The sequence below is a fragment of the Bradyrhizobium genosp. P genome (genome assembly GCF_049949265.1).
Taxonomy (GTDB): Bacteria; Pseudomonadota; Alphaproteobacteria; order Rhizobiales; family Xanthobacteraceae; genus Bradyrhizobium.
The window spans coordinates 9,093,035-9,109,975 of sequence record NZ_CP188195.1 but is presented as its reverse complement, the minus strand read 5'-3'; the positions used below and the strand labels follow the sequence as shown (position 1 = coordinate 9,109,975).

18 protein-coding genes and 1 pseudogene are annotated in these 16,941 nt (G+C 64.3%); 9 read left to right on the top strand and 10 right to left on the bottom strand.

The window, feature by feature from the left end; genetic code table 11:
• Positions 1–215: 215 nt before the first annotated feature.
• Both ACP2YO_RS43725 and ACP2YO_RS43720 read left to right on the top strand, forming a co-directional pair.
• Positions 216–884 carry an agmatine deiminase family protein gene (locus tag ACP2YO_RS43725; RefSeq protein ID WP_426437336.1) on the top strand — a complete coding sequence of 223 codons (669 nt, stop codon included), beginning with the start codon at positions 216–218 and terminating at the stop codon, positions 882–884.
• On the top strand, positions 848–1,177 hold the full coding sequence (locus ACP2YO_RS43720; protein ID WP_426437335.1) for an agmatine deiminase family protein: 330 nt from the start codon (positions 848–850) through the stop codon (positions 1,175–1,177). The genes ACP2YO_RS43725 and ACP2YO_RS43720 overlap by 37 nt, the downstream gene beginning before the upstream one ends.
• A 108-nt stretch (positions 1,178–1,285) precedes the next feature.
• On the opposite strand, the gene ACP2YO_RS43715 is transcribed toward ACP2YO_RS43720, so the two are convergent.
• Positions 1,286–1,492 carry a hypothetical protein gene (locus tag ACP2YO_RS43715; RefSeq protein ID WP_426437334.1) on the bottom strand — a complete coding sequence of 69 codons (207 nt, stop codon included), beginning with the start codon at positions 1,490–1,492 and terminating at the stop codon, positions 1,286–1,288.
• Between the two features lie 150 nt (positions 1,493–1,642).
• Here ACP2YO_RS43715 and ACP2YO_RS43710 point away from each other — a divergent pair, with 150 nt between their 5' ends.
• Together ACP2YO_RS43710 and ACP2YO_RS43705 are read left to right on the top strand one after the other, a co-directional pair.
• Positions 1,643–1,957 carry a hypothetical protein gene (locus ACP2YO_RS43710; RefSeq protein WP_426437333.1) on the top strand — a complete coding sequence of 105 codons (315 nt, stop codon included), beginning with the start codon at positions 1,643–1,645 and terminating at the stop codon, positions 1,955–1,957.
• Entirely contained in the window at positions 1,944–2,597 is a 654-nt protein-coding gene (locus ACP2YO_RS43705) for a nucleotidyl transferase AbiEii/AbiGii toxin family protein (RefSeq protein WP_426437332.1), read from the top strand. The genes ACP2YO_RS43710 and ACP2YO_RS43705 overlap by 14 nt, the downstream gene beginning before the upstream one ends.
• An 18-nt stretch (positions 2,598–2,615) precedes the next feature.
• Here the strand turns inward: ACP2YO_RS43705 and ACP2YO_RS43700 are convergent, their stop codons facing one another.
• Entirely contained in the window at positions 2,616–3,503 is an 888-nt protein-coding gene (locus tag ACP2YO_RS43700; RefSeq protein ID WP_426437331.1) for a LysR family transcriptional regulator, read from the bottom strand.
• A gap of 118 nt (positions 3,504–3,621) precedes the next feature.
• Between ACP2YO_RS43700 and ACP2YO_RS43695 the strand changes: the two genes are divergently transcribed.
• Positions 3,622–4,362: an SDR family oxidoreductase gene (locus tag ACP2YO_RS43695; RefSeq protein WP_426437330.1), complete on the top strand. Its 741-nt coding sequence runs from the start codon at positions 3,622–3,624 to the stop codon at positions 4,360–4,362.
• Between the two features lie 42 nt (positions 4,363–4,404).
• Positions 4,405–5,304, top strand: coding sequence for an SDR family oxidoreductase (locus ACP2YO_RS43690; RefSeq protein WP_426437329.1), 900 nt, complete (start codon positions 4,405–4,407; stop codon positions 5,302–5,304).
• 22 nt (positions 5,305–5,326) lie between these two features.
• Here the strand turns inward: ACP2YO_RS43690 and ACP2YO_RS43685 are convergent, their stop codons facing one another.
• From ACP2YO_RS43685 to ACP2YO_RS43675, 3 genes are all read right to left on the bottom strand, one after another.
• Entirely contained in the window at positions 5,327–6,409 is a 1,083-nt protein-coding gene (locus ACP2YO_RS43685; protein WP_426437328.1) for a phospholipase, read from the bottom strand.
• A 39-nt stretch (positions 6,410–6,448) separates the two neighbouring features.
• Complete coding sequence (locus ACP2YO_RS43680) at positions 6,449–7,420, bottom strand: S1C family serine protease (protein ID WP_426437327.1); 972 nt, start codon at positions 7,418–7,420, stop codon at positions 6,449–6,451.
• Positions 7,421–7,578: 158 nt separating this feature from the next.
• Positions 7,579–9,087 (bottom strand): AMP-binding protein, encoded by a 1,509-nt coding sequence (locus tag ACP2YO_RS43675; protein ID WP_426437326.1) that lies wholly within the window; start codon positions 9,085–9,087, stop codon positions 7,579–7,581.
• A 358-nt stretch (positions 9,088–9,445) separates the two neighbouring features.
• On the opposite strand from ACP2YO_RS43675, the gene ACP2YO_RS43670 reads away from it, so the two are divergent.
• Positions 9,446–9,754, top strand: a complete 309-nt coding sequence (locus ACP2YO_RS43670) for a PilZ domain-containing protein (protein ID WP_426437325.1) — start codon at positions 9,446–9,448, stop codon at positions 9,752–9,754.
• 3 nt (positions 9,755–9,757) lie between these two features.
• Here ACP2YO_RS43670 and ACP2YO_RS43665 read toward each other — a convergent pair whose 3' ends face one another.
• A complete protein-coding gene (locus ACP2YO_RS43665; RefSeq protein ID WP_426437324.1) occupies positions 9,758–10,042 on the bottom strand; it encodes a hypothetical protein in 285 nt (94 codons plus the stop codon).
• Positions 10,043–10,444: 402 nt separating this feature from the next.
• On the opposite strand from ACP2YO_RS43665, the gene ACP2YO_RS43660 reads away from it, so the two are divergent.
• Positions 10,445–11,899 (top strand): amino acid permease, encoded by a 1,455-nt coding sequence (locus ACP2YO_RS43660; RefSeq protein ID WP_426437323.1) that lies wholly within the window; start codon positions 10,445–10,447, stop codon positions 11,897–11,899.
• 216 nt (positions 11,900–12,115) lie between these two features.
• Here the strand turns inward: ACP2YO_RS43660 and ACP2YO_RS43655 are convergent.
• A pseudogene (locus ACP2YO_RS43655) lies at positions 12,116–13,009 on the bottom strand (LysR family transcriptional regulator).
• Between the two features lie 110 nt (positions 13,010–13,119).
• Here ACP2YO_RS43655 and ACP2YO_RS43650 point away from each other — a divergent pair.
• A complete protein-coding gene (locus ACP2YO_RS43650) occupies positions 13,120–14,112 on the top strand; it encodes an aldo/keto reductase (RefSeq protein ID WP_426437322.1) in 993 nt (330 codons plus the stop codon).
• A gap of 953 nt (positions 14,113–15,065) precedes the next feature.
• Here the strand turns inward: ACP2YO_RS43650 and ACP2YO_RS43645 are convergent.
• Genes ACP2YO_RS43645 through ACP2YO_RS43635 form a run of 3 tightly spaced genes read right to left on the bottom strand, consistent with a single transcriptional unit; the run spans position 15,066 to position 16,940 of the window.
• Complete coding sequence (locus ACP2YO_RS43645; protein WP_426437321.1) at positions 15,066–15,515, bottom strand: GNAT family N-acetyltransferase; 450 nt, start codon at positions 15,513–15,515, stop codon at positions 15,066–15,068.
• Complete coding sequence (locus ACP2YO_RS43640) at positions 15,516–16,544, bottom strand: peptidoglycan -binding protein (RefSeq protein ID WP_426437320.1); 1,029 nt, start codon at positions 16,542–16,544, stop codon at positions 15,516–15,518.
• Positions 16,545–16,568: 24 nt separating this feature from the next.
• Entirely contained in the window at positions 16,569–16,940 is a 372-nt protein-coding gene (locus ACP2YO_RS43635) for a VOC family protein (protein ID WP_426437319.1), read from the bottom strand.
• Between the last annotated feature and the right edge of the window lies 1 nt (position 16,941).

The window sequence follows — 16,941 nt, the reverse complement described above, 5'->3', positions numbered from 1 at the left end:
GGCAAATGATCATGGTCTCTCCCGTGCGGGAGAGGCCGTTTGCCCGGCGGCGTCCGTGGATAGCGTGGATTCTCCAGTCGCGCTGGCGTAACCTGGACGCATGGTTTGCTGGAGCCAATCGCCATGACGCGTGCAGCGATCGCGAACAGTCTCGCGTCTGCGAGGGGGACCGGGTTCCGCATGCCGTTGGAAGCGAGCCGCACGAGCGGACGTTCATGCAATGGCCGTCGCGCGCAAGTTTCTACGGAAGCCAGCGGGGCCTTGATGCAGTTAGGTCCAGGATCAGTCTGATCGCGCGATCGATCGCCCGATTCGAGCCGGTGGTCGTATTGGCGCGCACCGAGCAAATCGATACCGCAACCGCGGCGCTTCCATCCGATGTCCAGGTATGGTCCATTGCAACGGAGGACCTCTGGTGCCGGGATTCCGGCCCGACCTTCGTCGTGTCCCAATCTGGCGGGATTGCGGTCTCCGATCTGCGCTTCAACGGTTGGGGCAACAAGCAGGGCCATGCGGATGATGGCCTGATTGCGCGTCGTGTCGCAGAGCGGCTTGATCTCCCGGTGTTCGCGAACGGCCTTGTTGGCGAAGGCGGTGGCTTGGACGTCGATGGCGAGGGCACCGTCATTGCGCATGAAAGCAGCTGGATCAACCGCAACCGAAACACTGACGGTAAGGAAGAGATCGAGCGTTTGCTGTTGGACGCCCTCGGTGCCGAGCGGGTGATCTGGGCACCCGGCATCAAGGGAGCCGATATCACCGATGATCACATCGACGCGCTTGCCCGCTTCGTGAAGCCGGGGCAAGTCGTGATCCAGCTTGGAAAGTCAGTCGATCGCAGCGATCGATGGTCGGTGGCCTCGTTCGAAACCTACGAACACTAAAAGCGGCGCGAGACGCGCAAGGACGCAAGCTCGACATCGTCGTCATGTCAGATCCGGTCGATATCCGCTCACGCTCGCGCAATTTCGTGCCGAGCTATGCGAACTACTATGTCTGCAATGGAGCCGTCATCGCCGCAGAGTTTGGCGACGACACGACAGACGCCGCTGCGAAGGAGACCTTGCTCAGGCTCTATCCAGGGCGCGAGGTCATCAGTCTGAACATCGATCCGATCGGCGAGGCGGGCGGCGGCATCCATTGCGCCACCCAGCAACAGCCCAAGCGCGCCGCCTGAATTCAGGTCTCGTTTGTCCCCGAACGAGGCCGCTTGGGTGGTAGGCGCCACCTCTCCCGCGCGGGGGAGAGGCCATTTGCATCGGTGCAGAAGGTGCAAAGGCAGCCGTTACTTCGACGCGACCTTGGTCCATTCCTCATGGGCCCGCGTCTTCAGCATGTTCCAGTCATGGGCCGCGACATCCCAATTGACGATGGTGCGGCTGTCCTGTGCCACCTGGCCGTTTGCCACGCTCGATGTCTGCATGGAATCGTAGACATAGACGCCGCAAACCATCAGCAGCGCACCCAAAATCATTCCGAGAAAAGTCCGCATCACAAATCCTCCGGTGTTGGCTGGATAACGTCGCAGGGGAGAGGATGGTTCCGGGCCGGGGCACCACGGATCGTCCACCTCCGCCTGTCCTGGTCTCTGCAAGCGGGTGTTCTGCGTGGAAAATGACCGTTGAATCGGCTATAATAGGCCATGACGGCAAGTCACCTATCGAACGAGCTCCTGGAGCAATTTCGCCGCAAATATCTGTGGTGGACGCCGGTGGACGGACACTCTTTTTCCGAAGCGCGTATCGTCGCACAGACGATGAATCTCGGGACCTATGACGACATTCTGGTGCTCGAGAAGGCGGTCGGCCACGAGCGCTTGGTCGAGATCATGCGCAGTGCCGAGCCTGGCTGGCTCAACGACAGGTCATGGGAATTCTGGCGAGGCCGGCTGACACTTGCGACCGGTATGGCCATTCCCGACAAGGCGCCGCGCAGGGGATTTTATGCCGCAGTTTGAGCCGCGACTTGATATCCTTCCGGCCGCGCAACGGGAGATATGGCCCGACCTGGCTCCGGCGCGGAAACAAAAGTTCGTTCTGTATGGTGGGACCGCCGTCGCGCTTCAACTTGGTCATCGTGAATCGCTCGACTTCGACTTTTTCTGTACCGGTCGCCTCGACAAGGACGATCTTCGCGCCGAGTTCGATTTCATCGATAGTGCCGTGATCCTGCAGGATGCGCCGGATACATTTGCAGTTTTGACCGAGACGCCGTCTGGCGCGGTCAAGGTTTCGTTCTTTGGCGGCCTCAAGTTTGGTCGGATCAACGACCCGCTTCAGACGGCTGATGGCGTGTTGCTCGTCGCGTCGCTTGACGATCTGATGGCGACCAAGCTCAAGGCCACGCTGGACCGCGCCGAGGCCAAGGACTACCGGGACATCGCCGCCATGTTGTCAGCCGGCGCCTCGTTGCCGACGGCCTTGAGCGCCTTCAAGACGATGTTTCGAGGCGAACCGGCAGAGGTGTTGCGCGCACTCGGATTCTTCGGCGACGGGGACCTGGATACGCTGACGTCCAATGATCGAGACATCCTGTCGAACGCGCGGGATCGCGTGGGCGAGCTGCCCGATATCCATCTGAAAGCCGGGCTTTGTTGAGTTTGAACCTGCACAGCGTCAACTCCGCCCGAACGCTCGCATCACATAATCGATGAACACACGGACGCGCGGTGAGAGCTGGCGGTTGCGGGGATAGAGCAGGTGCACCGGCACCGGCGGCGGCCGGCAATGATGCAGGACCTCGACCAGCGTTCCCTGCGCCAGATCGGCTTCGGCGTGAAAGCGCGGCACCTGCACCAGGCCGAGCCCGAGCTTGGCGGTCGCGAGATAGCTTTCCGGCCCGGTCACCGACATCGGCGCCGGCAGCGCAAACTCCTTCAGGACGCCGTCGATCACGAATTGCATCTGCCGCAGCCGGCCCGTCGACAGCGAGCGGATGCCGATCATGCGATGTCCGTCCAGTGCGAGCGGATCGGTGGGCGTGCCGAACCGCGCGAAATAGTCTGGCGTGGCACAGGTCAGCCGGTCCAGCATCACCACCTGCCGCGCGATCATGTCGCTGTCGCGCAGTTGCCCGAAGCGCAGCACGCAGTCGGCGCCCTCGCGGATCAGATCGATCCAGCGATCGCTCTCGCTCATCGTGATCTCGATGTCGGGATATTCCGCGAGGAAGCCGGGCAGGTTCGGCAGCAGGAAGTGCCGCGCCAGCGTGCCTTGCACTTCGAGGCGCAACAGCCCCTTCGGCCTCGCACCGCCGAACGCGCCTTCGGCATCTTCGAGATCTGAAATCAGCGACAGGCAGCGCCGGTAATGCGCCTCGCCATCGAGCGTCGGGCTCACCGTGCGCGTGGTGCGCTCGAGCAACCGCACGCCAAGCCGCGCCTCCAGCCCCTTCACCGCGTCGGTTACCGTCGAGCGCGGGAGGCCGAGATCGTCGGCGGCCAGTGAAAAGCTGCGCCGCTCCACCACGCGGGCAAACACGCGCATCGCATCAAACCGGTCCATTTATTATCCGAGAATAACGAATAGTAATGCCAGAAAATGCATGATTATCCGGAAGATGCCAAGGCCTAGTTTCCTCCCATCGAACGCGGCCAAGCCGCACAAAGATGGGAGACTGAAAATGACGAACCAAACCAACAAGGTAGCTCTGGTGACGGGCGCCTCGCGCGGGATCGGCGCGGCGATCGCCGAACGGCTTGCCAGGGACGGCTTCACCGTCGTGATCAACTATCCCGGCGACGCCAAGTCGGCCCAGACCGTCGCCAACAGGATCGAGGCGGCTGGCGGCCGGGTGCTGACGGCGAAGGCCGATGTCAGCGACGCCAGCGCCGTGCGCGGGATGTTTGACGCGGCGGAGGCGGCCTTCGGCGGCGTCGACGTGCTGGTCAACAATGCCGGTATCATGAAGCTTGCGAAGATCGCCGACAGCGACGATGCGCTGTTCGACCAGCAGATCGGAGTTAATCTCAAGGGCAGTTTCAACACCATGCGGGAGGCGGCGCGGCGGCTGCGCAACGGCGGACGCATCGTCAATTTCTCGACCAGCGTCGTCGGCACCAAGCTCGAGAGCTACGGCATCTATGTCGCGACCAAATCTGCAATCGAAATGCTGACCGCGGTCCTGTCCAAGGAATTGCGCGGACGCGCGATCACCGTCAATGCGGTCGCGCCCGGCCCGACCGCGACCGATCTGTTTCTCAACGGCAAGTCGGACGAGCTGATCGACCGCTTCGCCAAGATGGTCCCGCTGGAGCGGCTCGGCACGCCCGATGACATCGCCTCCGTCGTCGCCTTCCTCGCCGGTCCCGACGGAGCGTGGATCAACGGCCAGACCCTGCGCGCCAATGGTGGCCTGGTCTGACGCCCCCAAACACTCATTCAATCCCACACAAGGAAACGTGTCATGAAACAGGTCATCGTCATCACCGGTGCGTCGAGCGGCTTCGGCCGGCTCACCGCCAACGCGCTCGCCAAAGCCGGTCACACGGTCTACGCCTCGATGCGCCAAACCACGGGCCGTAACGCTGCCGCGGTCGCCGACGTCGAGGAATTCGCCAGGGACAATAATGTCGACCTTCGCGCGCTCGAGCTCGATGTCGGCTCGCAGGCCTCAGCTGACGCGGCGATTGCACAGATCGTCGCCGAGGAGGGCCGCCTCGACGTCGTCATGCACAATGCCGGCCACATGGCGTTCGGTCCGGCGGAGGCCTTCACACCCGAGCAGCTCGCCGAACTTTACGACGTCAACGTGCTCTCGACCCAGCGTGTCAATCGTGCCGCGCTGCCGCAGCTGCGCAAGCAGGGCAGGGGACTGCTGGTCTGGGTCTCGAGCAGCAGTTCGGCCGGCGGCACGCCGCCCTATCTGGCGCCATACTTTGCGGCGAAGGCCGGCATGGACGCGATGGCGGTGATCTATGCAAGGGAGCTGGCGCGCTGGGGCATCGAGACCTCGATCATCGTGCCCGGCGCCTTCACCGGCGGCACCAATCACTTTGCCCATTCCGGCCGGCCGTCGGACCAGGTGCGGGTCGCCGAATATGAAGCGGGTCCCTATGCCGGGTTCGGCGAGGAGATCATGAAGGCGTTCTCGGCGATCGTCCCTGCGGATGCCGATGCGTCATTGGTCGCCGACGCCATCGTCGAGGTCGTCGACACGCCGTTCGGCAAGCGGCCGTTCCGCGTCCACATCGATCCGACCCAGGATGGTGCCGAGGTTGCTTTCGCCGTGATCGACCGCGTCCGCGACGAGATGCTGCACCGGGTCGGCTTCTCCGACCTGCTCAAGCCGCGGGTGAACAGCTGACGCGCAAACAGCCGGCGGTGCCTTACGCGCCGCCGGCAGACTCGCCATTCAGCCACTGCAGAATCTCAGCATTGATCTCGCGCGGATAGCAGTGGCTGAGATCGTCGAGCTCGCGGTAGGTGACCTTGGCGCCGGCGGCGGACAGCAGCTGCTGGGTCTGGCGCGCGGTCTGCACCGGAAACATCCAGTCGAGCTGCCCGTGGGTGATAAAGACCGGCAAACCGCGCAGGCGGTCCGCATCGGCCATCTCGGCCATCAGCGGATGGAAAGTTGCCGCAACGGGAGCCAGATGGGTGAAGCGGGAGGCGCCATCGAGCCCGCTCACATAGCTGAACGTGCCGCCGTCGCTCATGCCGGTGAGCAGCAATTTGGTCTGGTCGATATTCCAGCGCGAGCCGACCTCGTCGAGGATGCGGTTGAGGTTCGGCGTGTCGGTGTCGTTACCCATCAGCGCCCAGGTTGGTCCCGTGGCGGTCGGCGCGACCAGGATGGCGCCGCGGCTGCGGGCGTCGCGCAGCCAGCTCCACAGGAAGGCGCGGCCGTTGCCGCTGCCGCCGTGCAGCGCCACCACCAGCGGCCAGGCGCGGTCGGGCGTGTAATATTCGGGCACGTAGAGCGAGAACCCGCCGCGGCTGCCGGACTCGTTCTGCTCATGAAAGAGGCCGGCGCTGTCGTTGGCGGGGGCCGCGAGCTTCGCCAGCAGATCGGCGTCTTCGCGCAATTCAGGCGCGATGAAGAAACCGTTGACCGGTGCCAGCTCGGTCAGCGGATAGAGCGCCTCCTGCGCTCGCGGCGCATGGCGCAGCGCGCGGAACACGCTGACCAGATCGCCCTCGCCGTTCTGCACCGCGCGCAGGCCTGCATAGCCGGCAAGTGCGGCGTCGCTGGCGGCTTCAAGTGCCGCCTTGATGTGCGCGAACCTCTCTGGCCAATTCCCAATCCGCGGCCGTACCGCGGTCAGCGCCGCGTCGGGCTCGCCGGCGATCTCCATGACGCGGCCGAAATCCGGCGGGTTGAGATTGCGTGCGACAAAGGACAGCGATTCCAGCGTCTGCAACAGCGGCGGCAGCACGGCCACGATGTCGTCCACCACGGCCTCGCTCATCGCCGCTGTCCTTCTCGGTTTGGTGAAGCCGTGCTCGTGTTAGTGCAGCCGTGGCGCCTTCAACAGCTTGGCGCGGTCGATCGAGGTCAGCGTCACGTCGAAGGTGACGCCCTCGTGATAGACGGTCAGCGGCACGTCGACGCCGGCCGCGCCGAGCGACCAAAGTGTTCGGTAGAACTCGGTCTGGCTCGTCACCTTGTCGCCGGCGACCGCGAGGATCACGTCGCCGGTCTTCAGCTCGGCGCGCGCCGCCGGTCCCTTGCCGGCGATGCCGACCACGACGACGCGGTTGTCGACCTCGGTCGTGTACATGCCGAGCCACGGCCGCGCCGGCTTGTTGACGCGGCCGAACTTGCGCAGGTCGCTCACGACCGGCTTCAGCAGGTCGATCGGCACCACCATGTTGACATGCTCGGCCTTGCCGCCCTTCTCACGTTCGAGCTGCAGCGAGCCGATGCCGATCAGCTCGCCGTTACCCGAGATCAGTCCGGCGCCGCCCCAGTTCGGATGCGACGGATGGGTGAAGATCGACTCGTCCAGCAGATATTCCCAGTAGCCCGCGAATTCCTGCTTGGCGACGATCTGGCTCGCGACCGAGCGCGTGCGGCCGCCGGCGCCGCCGACCACGACATTGTCGCCGATCCGCGTTGCCGCCGACGAGCCGATCGGCAGCGGGTCGACGTCGAGCCGGCCGAGCGCCTGCACCAGGCCGAAGCCGGATTCGAAATCGAGGCCGAGCGCGTGGCCCTCGACCACGCGGCCGTCGCCGAGATGCAGCCAGACGGATTCGGCTTCCGTGATCAGATAGCCGATGGTCAGCACCAGCCCGTCATCGATCAGCACGCCGTTGCCGGCGCGCTCGGTGCCGAGTGTCTCGGCGCTGGAGGCATCCGGCGGAATGATCGAATGCAGCCCGACCACGGACGCCAGAGCGCGATCGAGATCAAAGCGATAGTCTTCGGGACGGGGTTGAAAGGCCGGCGGCACTTTCCATTCGGTCAGAGCGGGCATCTTAGAGGTCTCCTGGCGTGCAGGGCGATGGAACCCCAAGTCAACTCGAAAGTAAAATGGAGGTTCTGCCGGCAGGGAAAGTGAAAATATATACCGTCGGCGGCCGCCTGCACAGCTCATGTGGCGTGCAGACATGCCTCCTGCAAGATGAATTGAACTCAATCGCCCTTTGTTCGCCCGCGCGCCGGCATGATGCGGAAGGCGCGATCCTCCTTCATCCAGGCGGCGCGCTCGTCCCGCAGCAGCGTGCGGCGGACCTTTCCGGAATCGTCGCGCGGCGCCACGCCGACACGCTCGAAACTTTCCGGATGCTTGTAGCGGCTGAGCCGGTCTTTGAGAAAATCGCCCATGCCGTCGGCGATCTCTTGCGCGTCGGCATCTTCGGCGAGCTCGAGGATCGCGTGCACACGCTGGCCGAATTCCGGATCGGGCAGGCCGACCACGACGCAGGATCGCACCTTGGGATGTTCGCTGACTGAGGCCTCGACCTCGGCGGGATAGATGTTGGCGCCGCCGCGCAGCACCATGTCGGCGAGGCGATCGCCGAGATAGAGATAGCCTTCCGCATCGAGGCGTCCGATATCGCCGAGCGATTCCCAGCCGTCCGGTCGCCGCTTCGGCGCGGCACCAAGATAGTGATAGGTGGTGCCGACGCCGTCATTGGGCAGGAAATAGATTTCGCCGGTCTCGCCCGGCGCGACGTCGTTGCCGTCTTCGCCGACGATGCGCAGTTTTGCCGTCTTGCCGACGGAGCCCTTGTGCGCGAGCCATTCGGTGCCGTTGATGACACAAGCGCCCTGCCGCTCGGTGCCGCCATAGAGCTCCCAGATCCGCTCCGGCCCGAGCCATTCGATCCACTTCTCCTTCAACCAGGGCGGCATCGGAGCCGCCATGTGAAATACGATTCCGAGGCTGGAGACGTCGTAGCGGCTGCGCACCTCGTCGGGCAGCGCCCAGATCCGGTGCATCATGGTCGGCACGAAATTCACCCACTGCACGCGGTTTGCCTCGATCAGCCGCAGCGTCTCTTCGGCATCGAACTTTACCATGCCGGCGAGCCGCCCGCCGCCGAACAGCGCCGAGTGCGACAGCAGGAACGGTGCGTTGTGATAGAGCGGCCCCGGATTGAGCACCGAGGCCTGATGCGGCATTCCGAGCAGCAGCGGCGCGACAGTGTCGATCACAGCCGGGTTGTGATCAAGGATCACCTTCGGCCGTCCGGTCGAGCCGCCGCTCGTCATCGCCTTCCAGTAGCGGGCGATCGGAGCGTCGAGCGGCTCGTCGGAGAAGCCGTGCGGCACGAAATCCACCGGCAACGTGTTCGGCGCATTCCAGTCGGCCTCGCCGCCGACCACCAGAGACGGCTTCAGGATGTCGAGCACGGCCGCGGCCTCGCCGCGCGGCAGCCGCCACGACAGCGAGGTCGGCGTCGCGCCGCACTTCCACACCGCGAAGCTGGTCTCGAAGAATGCGTTGCTGTTCGGCAGTCCGATCGCGACGAAGTCGCCGGGCTTGACGCCCTTGGCGGCGAACGCCCGTGCCCGTGCATTGGCACCGCGCTCGAGCTGCGTCCAGGTCAGCGTGTCCTGGCCGTGACTGACGGCGATCGCGTCGATGGGCTTGCGTTCGGCATACCAGCGCGGCACGTCGGCGAGGGGAATGAGCATGGGGCGTTTCCGAGGGACAGAGGCGTCTTGATGCCGCTCTTGGTGCAGGGACGATTACAGGGACGTGGCGGGAGGCCGCGCGCCAGTGATCAACAGCGGGTGTGCCAAGTCAAGCTAACTGCCAAGTCTATCTAACATCCAAGTCAAGCTAACATCGTCAAGCAACCAACCCCGTACGATTGGTATCCCACTGCCGGATTTGATGAATCCGCGTTGCTTAAAAGCCCCGTCAAGATTCCGGTAAAGTTCAAGCGATCACGCTAAGCCGGACTTTACGGGGTGGCGGCAGTATGCGTGAGGCGATTATGCGCCGGGCATTCCAAGTCCTCAAGGGTCACGGTCCTCAAGGGTCACGACGATGGCGAGCAACGGGTCACGGATCAAGATCAGTCGGGAGCCGCGACGCCAGCTCAACAATCGTCCGGCCTGGATCACCGTCGACGGTGGCGCGACCGACAGCGAGTGTGCGGTCGTCGACGTCTCGCCCGGTGGCGCCAAGATCGTCACCGAGGTGGAGTTCGTCGTCAACGACCGGCTCATGCTGATGCTGCTGGCCGATCACTCCAAGCGTCACGCCTGCGAAGTGGTCTGGCGCCGCGGCAAGACCTACGGGCTCAGATTCGTCGTGGCGGCCGCTGCCGACGCCGAGCCCGTCAGCGCGGCCTAGGTCCTACCTTCCCGTTGTGCCGTTGCCGGCGCCGGTCGTGGTGCCGAGCTCGCCTGGGTTGGCTGGCGGTGCGCTGCCGCCCACGCCACCCGTCGACCCGAATCGCTGACCCGGCCTTGCTGGCATTGCACTGCCGCCCACGCCACCCGAGGGAGCGGCGCGGGTCCCGGGGCTGGGCGGCGGTGCGCTGCCGCCGACGCCCTGAGCGAGAAGCTGAGCTGGCGCGAGCGCAAGGCCGGCAACTACAAGGCCGGCGGCGAGGATGATGGCGAACTTGTTCTTGAACATTCGTTTCTCCGAATTGACTGGAGGCCGGTCGCGACAGCGACCATCGGGCCGATCCAGAAAGCACGGCCCCGACGGAAGGGGGATCCGCCAAGGCCGCGAGGTTACTTTTTCAACACAGCAACAACGTCGGCTGCACGGGTCTCGTTCCGCACGGCCATGGTGCGCTGCCGCGCAAATATTCGTGTAGCTGAGGTCCGGAGGACGGCGATCGTCGAGCCAACGGAACCACGCGCGCGACCCGCGTGTGTAAGGTGAAAACCTCTCCTTGATAGTTCTCTCGCCGGCACGCCTGCCAAAAAGCGCTTGCCTTCCTGTCATGTCGAGACAATCATTCAGAGTCCGGGACCCGAAGCTTTCATCTTGATTGGCTGGCTACACGCCACAGTCGAAGGGAATGTCGTCATGACTGACATGGGTTTGATGGCGCGTAAGTCCGTCACCGCCATCATCGCCGAAGCAGGTGAGCACGCGCTTGGCAAGACGCTCGGAGCGCTGAGCATCACGGCACTCGGGATCGGTTGCATCATCGGCGCCGGCATCTTCGTTCTCACCGGCACCGCGGCGGCGCACTATGCCGGCCCGGCCATCATGCTCTCCTTTGTCGTCGGCGGCATCGCCTGTGCCTTCGTCGGCCTGTGCTACGCCGAGCTCGCCGCGCTGCTGCCGGTCTCCGGCAGCACCTACACCTACACCTATGCGACCCTGGGCGAGATCTTCGCCTGGATCATCGGTTGGGACCTCATCCTCGAATACGCCATGGGCGCCTCCACCGTCGCCGTCGGCTGGTCGGGCTATATCGTCTCGCTGCTGCATAATTTCGGTATCAACATTCCTCCGCAATATGCCGCGGCGCCCTGGACGGAGTTCAAGCTGCCTGATGGCACGACGGTCGAAGGCGTCATCAACCTGCCGGCCGCGCTGATTGTCCTGCTGCTCACCGCCATGCTGGTCGGCGGAACCAAGGAGTCGGCCCGGCTCAACAACATCATGGTCGCCATCAAGCTCGTCGTGGTGTGCGCCTTCATCCTGTTCGGCATCGGCTATGTCACGCCGGCGAATTGGCACCCCTTCGTCCCTGACAATACCGGCACCTTCGGTCAATTCGGCTGGACCGGCGTGATGCGCGGTGCCTCCGTCGTGTTCTTCGCGTTCATCGGCTTCGACGCCGTATCGACCGCCGCTCAGGAAGCCAAGCACCCGCAAACCGATATGCCGATCGGCATTCTCGGTTCGCTCCTGATCTGCACCATCCTCTATGTCGCGGTCTCCGCTGTGCTCACCGGCCTCGTGCCCTACACCGAACTCGGCGTGCCCGATCCGATCGCCAAGGCCGTCGATGTCATCGGGCAGACCTGGTTCTCGGTGCTGATCAAGATCGGAGCGCTCTGCGGCCTCACCACGGTGATCCTGGTGCTGCTCTATGGCCAGAGCCGCATCTTCTTCCAGATCGCCAAGGACGGCCTCTTGCCCAGAATGTTCTCCGATGTGCATCCCTCGCTCGGGACGCCCTACAAGAGCCAGCTTCTGATCGGTATCATCGTGGCGGTCGTCGCCGCGCTGACCCCGATCGACATCCTCGGTGAAATGGTTTCTATCGGCACGCTGTTCGCCTTCGTGCTGGTCTGCGGCGCGGTGATTTATCTGCGCAAGAGCGATGCGGACATCGCCCGCCCGTTCCGCACACCCGGCGTGCCGTTTGTACCGGTTCTTGGCATGGCCTTCTCGCTGCTGCTGATGGTGTTCCTGCCCTGGGCAACTTGGCTGCGTCTCATCGTGTGGCTGGCGATCGGCCTCGCCCTCTACTTCGCGTATGGCCGCAGCCACTCGGTGCTGCTCAACGATGCGGCGGCGCGCTAAAGCGCGCGCTAAAGCGAGATGAGTTTTGGTCGAATCGGTTCGCCGCGGTTTCGGTTCACCTCTCCCCGCCGGGGAGAGGTCGGCGCGAAGCGCCGGGTGAGGGCTCTTGCTTCTCGATAGGCTGTAACCCCTCACCCGATTTGCTGCGCAAATCGACCTCTCCCAAGGGAGAGGTGAACCTTCGGCGCCGTTCCAGCTCGACCTTATCTCATCACGCTAACCCCGATAGCGAAGCGCCTGCACCAGCAGCGCGAAGGCCGGCGAGGATTGCCGCCGGCTCGGGTAGTAGAGGTGATAGCCCGGAAACGGCGCGCACTAGTCGTCGAGCACCTGGATCAGTTGCCCCTTGGCAAGCTGCGCGCGCACCTGGTCCTCGGCCACATAGGCAAGCCCCAGCCCGGCCAACGCCGCCTTGATCCGCAGCGGGGTGCTGTTGAACACCAATTGTCCGTCGACGCGGACCTTGAGGGCGCGGCCGCGCCGCTCGAATTCCCAGGCATAGATGCCGCCATGGGTCGGCAGGCGAATGTTGATGCAGGCATGCTGGGTCAGGTCCTGCGGCCGCTTCGGACGCTCGCGCCGCTTGAGATAGGACGGAGCTCCGACCACGACCATGCGGAAATCCGGCGCGATCCGCACCGCGATCATGTCCTTTGCGAGCTGTTCGCCGAGGCGAACGCCGGCGTCATAACCCTCCGCGACGATGTTCGCGAGCCCGTTGTCGACGGTCAGCTCTACCTTGATGTCGGGATAGCGCGGCAGGAACTCCGCCAGCGCCGGCCACAGGATCGTCTCGGCTGCGTGCTCGCCGGCGTTGATTCGGATGGTGCCCGCCGGGCGGTCGCGCAACTCGCTCAACGCGGCAAGCTCGGCCTCGATTTCTTCCAGGCGCGGACCGACACCCTCCAGCAGCCGCTGCCCGGCCTCGGTCGGCGCGACGCTGCGCGTGGTGCGGGTCAGGAGCCGCACGCCCAATCGCTCTTCCAGCGCCCGCAGGGTGTGACTGAGCGCCGATTGCGACACGCCGAGCCGCGCCGCGGCCCGGGTGAAGCTGCGTTCCCGTGCCACCGCGAGGAAGGCGATCAGGTCGTTGATGTCGTGCCGCGGCATTGATGAGTTCTGCTCATAAGTCTATCCCGATCCTTACGTCTAATCGCCCGTCGGCGCACGCCCTAAGTCCTGCTCACCATGGATTCCAGCCATCAATGCGGAGAGACAACATGCAAAAGCGTAAACTCGGCAACAGCGATCTGGAGGTATCGGCGATCGGCCTCGGCTGTATGGGCCTCAGCTTCGCCTACGGCCCGGCGCTCGAGAAGCAGCAAGGCATCGCGCTGCTCCGCGCCGCCGTCGAACACGGCGTCACCTTCTTCGACACCGCGGAGGTGTACGGTCCCTTCACCAACGAAGTGCTGGTCGGCGAGGCGCTGGCGCCGTTCCGCGACGATGTCGTGATCGCCACCAAGTTCGGCTTCGACATCGAAAGCGCCAACGACCAGCGGCGCAAGCTGAACAGTCGGCCGGAACACATCAAGGCGGTTGCAGACGCCTCGCTCAAGCGCCTGAATACCGACGTCATCGACCTCTTCTATCAGCACAGGGTCGATCCGGACGTGCCGATCGAGGACGTCGCGGGCACGGTGAAGGAGCTGATTGCTGCCGGCAAGGTCCGGCATTTCGGCCTCTCGGAGGCCAGTGCGCAGACCATCCGCCGCGCGCATGCGGTGCAGCCGGTGACGGCGTTGCAGAGTGAGTATTCGCTGTGGTCGCGCGAGCCGGAGCAGGAGGTCCTGCCGACGCTGCAAGAACTCGGCATCGGCTTCGTGCCGTACAGTCCGCTCGGCCGCGGCTTCCTCACCGGCGCGATCAGCGCCACCACGACCTTCGCCAGCGATGATTTCCGCAACGTCGTGCCGCGGTTCTCGCAAGCAGCGCGCCAGGCAAACCAGGCGCTGGTCGATCTGTTGGGGCAGATCGCCGCGGGCAAGAAGGTGACATCGGCGCAGATCGCGCTGGCCTGGCTGCTCGCGCAGAAACCGTGGATCGTGCCGATCCCCGGCACCACCAAGCTGCACCGCCTCGAGGAGAACATCGGCGCCGTGCGGGTCGAACTGACGGCCGGTGATCTCGCCGGGATCGACAAGGCACTCGCCGCCGTCGAGATCCAGGGCGCGCGCTATCCAGAGCATCTGCAGCGGATGGTGGGGCGCTGAGGGTGCGCCTCCACGCATCTAAGATCCTTTACGATCATCTCGTTCACTCTCCCATCGAGAGTGAGGTGAGCACGCGGCCCAGGTTCCCTCTTCCCTCGCGGGAGAGGGTTAGGGAGAGGGTTAGGGAGAGGGGTGGCCCCGGGCGAGGTGACTGATGAGTGCATCGCTCTCGCAAACTTTTGCCGCCGTAACCGATACGGAGAGAGCGCGTCGTGTGGCACCCCTCTCCCTAGCCCTCCCCCGCAAGGGGGGAGGGAACCCCTTCGCCGGTGCTTCCCTCACGCCAATCACTGAGTTGCCCGACGTGGCAAGCCCTCGCAATAAAAATATTTCGTTTTATCAGAAGCGCAACTCAGTGTATGAATCCACCCGTCTCACCCGATTGAGGGGCGCGTCGCGATCGTCAGGAGTGTTGCGGTGAGATGCGGTGGACGCCGATGTTGCGATGGACGATCGTGGCAGACAGCGGACGGCGAAGTCGTGCAGGCCTGACGCCCTAGTGGCAGGTGTCTCATCAGCAGAGGGGAAATCTCTCTGCTGACGGCGGTGACAAGCAAGCCCAGTCTCACCGGGGAGAGCACGTATAAGCCGTAACCCATCGCGCAGGGAAAGCCGGGTTGTTTCCGGTTACACCTGTGGTCCTACCCCGGTGCTTTTTGTTGCACCGGGCCCATGGGTGCAATCGGCACCCGGCTTTCCCTGCGCCCTCTATTCAAGAAAGAGGGCAAACGAAATGCAAAACTCGGACAAATCGTGTCGCGAGAACGCGAATGTATGGCTCACAATCCGCGCAACAAATTCGGTGTCGTCCCTGCGAAAGCAGGGACCCATAGCCACGAATGCGAATTGGTTTGCGGCGCTGGGGCCACAGCTCGTTTCAACGACCTAACCCTGTGGTTATGGGTCCCTGCTTTCGCAGGGACGACGGGAGAGGCGGACTTCGCCATCGGTCCTCACGGCACCCACGCCATCCTCAGCACCGGCCGTCCCGAAGTCGGATTGACGTCCTCGCCGGCATGCACAAAGCCGTTGCGTTCGTAGAAGCGGATGGCGCGGGCGTTGTCCTTGTTGACGAGCAACATGACGCCGGCCGGCGAGAGGCGCTTGGCTTCATCGACCAGCGCACCCGCAAGCGGCGAGCCCCACTGCGCCGGATCGACCACGAGCTGGTCGAGATAGCCCGCGCTGTCGATGGTCACGAAACCGGCCAACGCGCCGTTCTGCTCCGCGACCACGATCGCGGCATTTGGCACCAGCTCGCTGCGCCAGCGTTCGCGCCACCACGCCACGCGGGCATTGAAGTCGATCGACGGATAAGCCTGCTGCCAGGTCAGCCGCCACAGCTCGATGGCGGCCTCCTCGTCGGCTGCGTGATACGAGCGGAGTTGGAAGCCGCTTGCCACCTAACGTTCCGTCAGCTTCAGCTCGATGCGGCGGTTGCGCTTGTAGGCGTCTTCGGTCTGCGCGGTGTCGAGCGGCTGGAATTCGGCGAAGCCGGCCGCAACCAGGCGCTGCGCGGGCACGCCCAGCGACACCAGATATTGCACCACCGAGATCGCGCGCGCCGACGACAGCTCCCAATTCGACTTGAACAGTGGGCTGTTGATCGGCCGCACGTCGGTGTGGCCGTCGACCCGCAGCACCCAGGCGATCTCGCTCGGGATCTGCTTGTCCAGATCGACCAGAGCGCTGGCGACCGTCTCGAGCTCGGTCTTGCCCTCGGGCAACAGCGTTGCCTGTCCGGTGTCGAAGAATACCTCCGACTGGAATACGAAACGGTCGCCGACGACGCGGATATCCGGACGGTTGCCGAGGATGGCGCGCAGGCGTCCGAAGAATTCGGAACGGTATTTCGACAGTTCCTGCACCCGCTGCGCCAGTGCGACGTTCAGCCGCGAGCCGAGATCGGCGATCCGTCCCTGCGATTCCTTGTCACGCTTCTCGGAGGCGTCGAGCGCCTCCTCCAGGGCGGCGAGCTGGCGGCGCAGCGCGCTGATCTGCTGGTTCAGCACCTCGATCTGCGCCAGCGCACGCGACGAGACGGACTTTTCGGAATCCAGCGCCTTGTTGAGCTCGGTGGCGCGGCCCTGGGCGTCGTTGCCGGAATTCGCAAGCCCTTCATACAGCCCCTTCATACGGTCGCGCTCGCCTTCGGCCGAGGCGAGTCCGGCGCGCAATTGCGACACCTGGTCGTCGAGCGTCAGCTTGGTGAGCTTCTCCAGCGACAGCAAATCGTTGAGCTGGGCGATCTTGGCGTTGAGCTGCTCCAGCGCCTTGTCCTTGCCGGTGACTTCCTGCGACAGGAAGAATTGCACCACCAGGAACACCGACAGCAGGAACACGATCGACAGCACCAGCGTCGACAGCGCGTCGACGAAGCCGGGCCAGTAGTTGAAGGCGGATTCGCTGCGGCGGGTACGGGCGAGGGCCATTCAGGTTCTCTTTGGTTGACGCAATCAGTCCTGCGGGGCGTGGCAGACGGCCTCGATATTGTGGCCATCGGGATCGAGGACGAAGGCGCCGTAATAGTGTGCATGATAATGCGGGCGGATTCCGGGCCGGCCGTTGTCCCTGCCGCCGGCCTTGATCGCATCCTCGTAGAATCGGTCCACGGTGGCGCGATCGGTGGCGGTAAAGGCGATATGCGCACCGGTCTGCGGCGTGCTGCGCGCTCCGATCCAGAAGAAAGCCTTCGGGCGGATGCCGTAGCCCGCGGCCTGCGCGCCTTCGGCATACAGGCGGCTGATGCCGAGGGCCTGCAGCGCCTGGTCATAGAACGCCTTCGACCGTTCGATGTCCGTGATGCTGATGGTGACGTGATCCAGCACG

Bases quoted from the DNA above. Each gene is read 5' to 3' on its own strand.
- ACP2YO_RS43725 (WP_426437336.1), top strand. From the start codon at position 216: ATGCAATGGCCGTCGCGCGCAAGTTTCTACGGAAGCCAGCGGGGCCTT.
- ACP2YO_RS43720 (WP_426437335.1), top strand. From the start codon at position 848: ATGGTCGGTGGCCTCGTTCGAAACCTACGAACACTAAAAGCGGCGCGA.
- ACP2YO_RS43715 (WP_426437334.1), bottom strand. From the start codon at position 1,492: ATGCGGACTTTTCTCGGAATGATTTTGGGTGCGCTGCTGATGGTTTGC.
- ACP2YO_RS43710 (WP_426437333.1), top strand. From the start codon at position 1,643: ATGACGGCAAGTCACCTATCGAACGAGCTCCTGGAGCAATTTCGCCGC.
- ACP2YO_RS43705 (WP_426437332.1), top strand. From the start codon at position 1,944: ATGCCGCAGTTTGAGCCGCGACTTGATATCCTTCCGGCCGCGCAACGG.
- ACP2YO_RS43700 (WP_426437331.1), bottom strand. From the start codon at position 3,503: ATGGACCGGTTTGATGCGATGCGCGTGTTTGCCCGCGTGGTGGAGCGG.
- ACP2YO_RS43695 (WP_426437330.1), top strand. From the start codon at position 3,622: ATGACGAACCAAACCAACAAGGTAGCTCTGGTGACGGGCGCCTCGCGC.
- ACP2YO_RS43690 (WP_426437329.1), top strand. From the start codon at position 4,405: ATGAAACAGGTCATCGTCATCACCGGTGCGTCGAGCGGCTTCGGCCGG.
- ACP2YO_RS43685 (WP_426437328.1), bottom strand. From the start codon at position 6,409: ATGAGCGAGGCCGTGGTGGACGACATCGTGGCCGTGCTGCCGCCGCTG.
- ACP2YO_RS43680 (WP_426437327.1), bottom strand. From the start codon at position 7,420: ATGCCCGCTCTGACCGAATGGAAAGTGCCGCCGGCCTTTCAACCCCGT.
- ACP2YO_RS43675 (WP_426437326.1), bottom strand. From the start codon at position 9,087: ATGCTCATTCCCCTCGCCGACGTGCCGCGCTGGTATGCCGAACGCAAG.
- ACP2YO_RS43670 (WP_426437325.1), top strand. From the start codon at position 9,446: ATGGCGAGCAACGGGTCACGGATCAAGATCAGTCGGGAGCCGCGACGC.
- ACP2YO_RS43665 (WP_426437324.1), bottom strand. From the start codon at position 10,042: ATGTTCAAGAACAAGTTCGCCATCATCCTCGCCGCCGGCCTTGTAGTT.
- ACP2YO_RS43660 (WP_426437323.1), top strand. From the start codon at position 10,445: ATGACTGACATGGGTTTGATGGCGCGTAAGTCCGTCACCGCCATCATC.
- ACP2YO_RS43650 (WP_426437322.1), top strand. From the start codon at position 13,120: ATGCAAAAGCGTAAACTCGGCAACAGCGATCTGGAGGTATCGGCGATC.
- ACP2YO_RS43640 (WP_426437320.1), bottom strand. From the start codon at position 16,544: ATGGCCCTCGCCCGTACCCGCCGCAGCGAATCCGCCTTCAACTACTGG.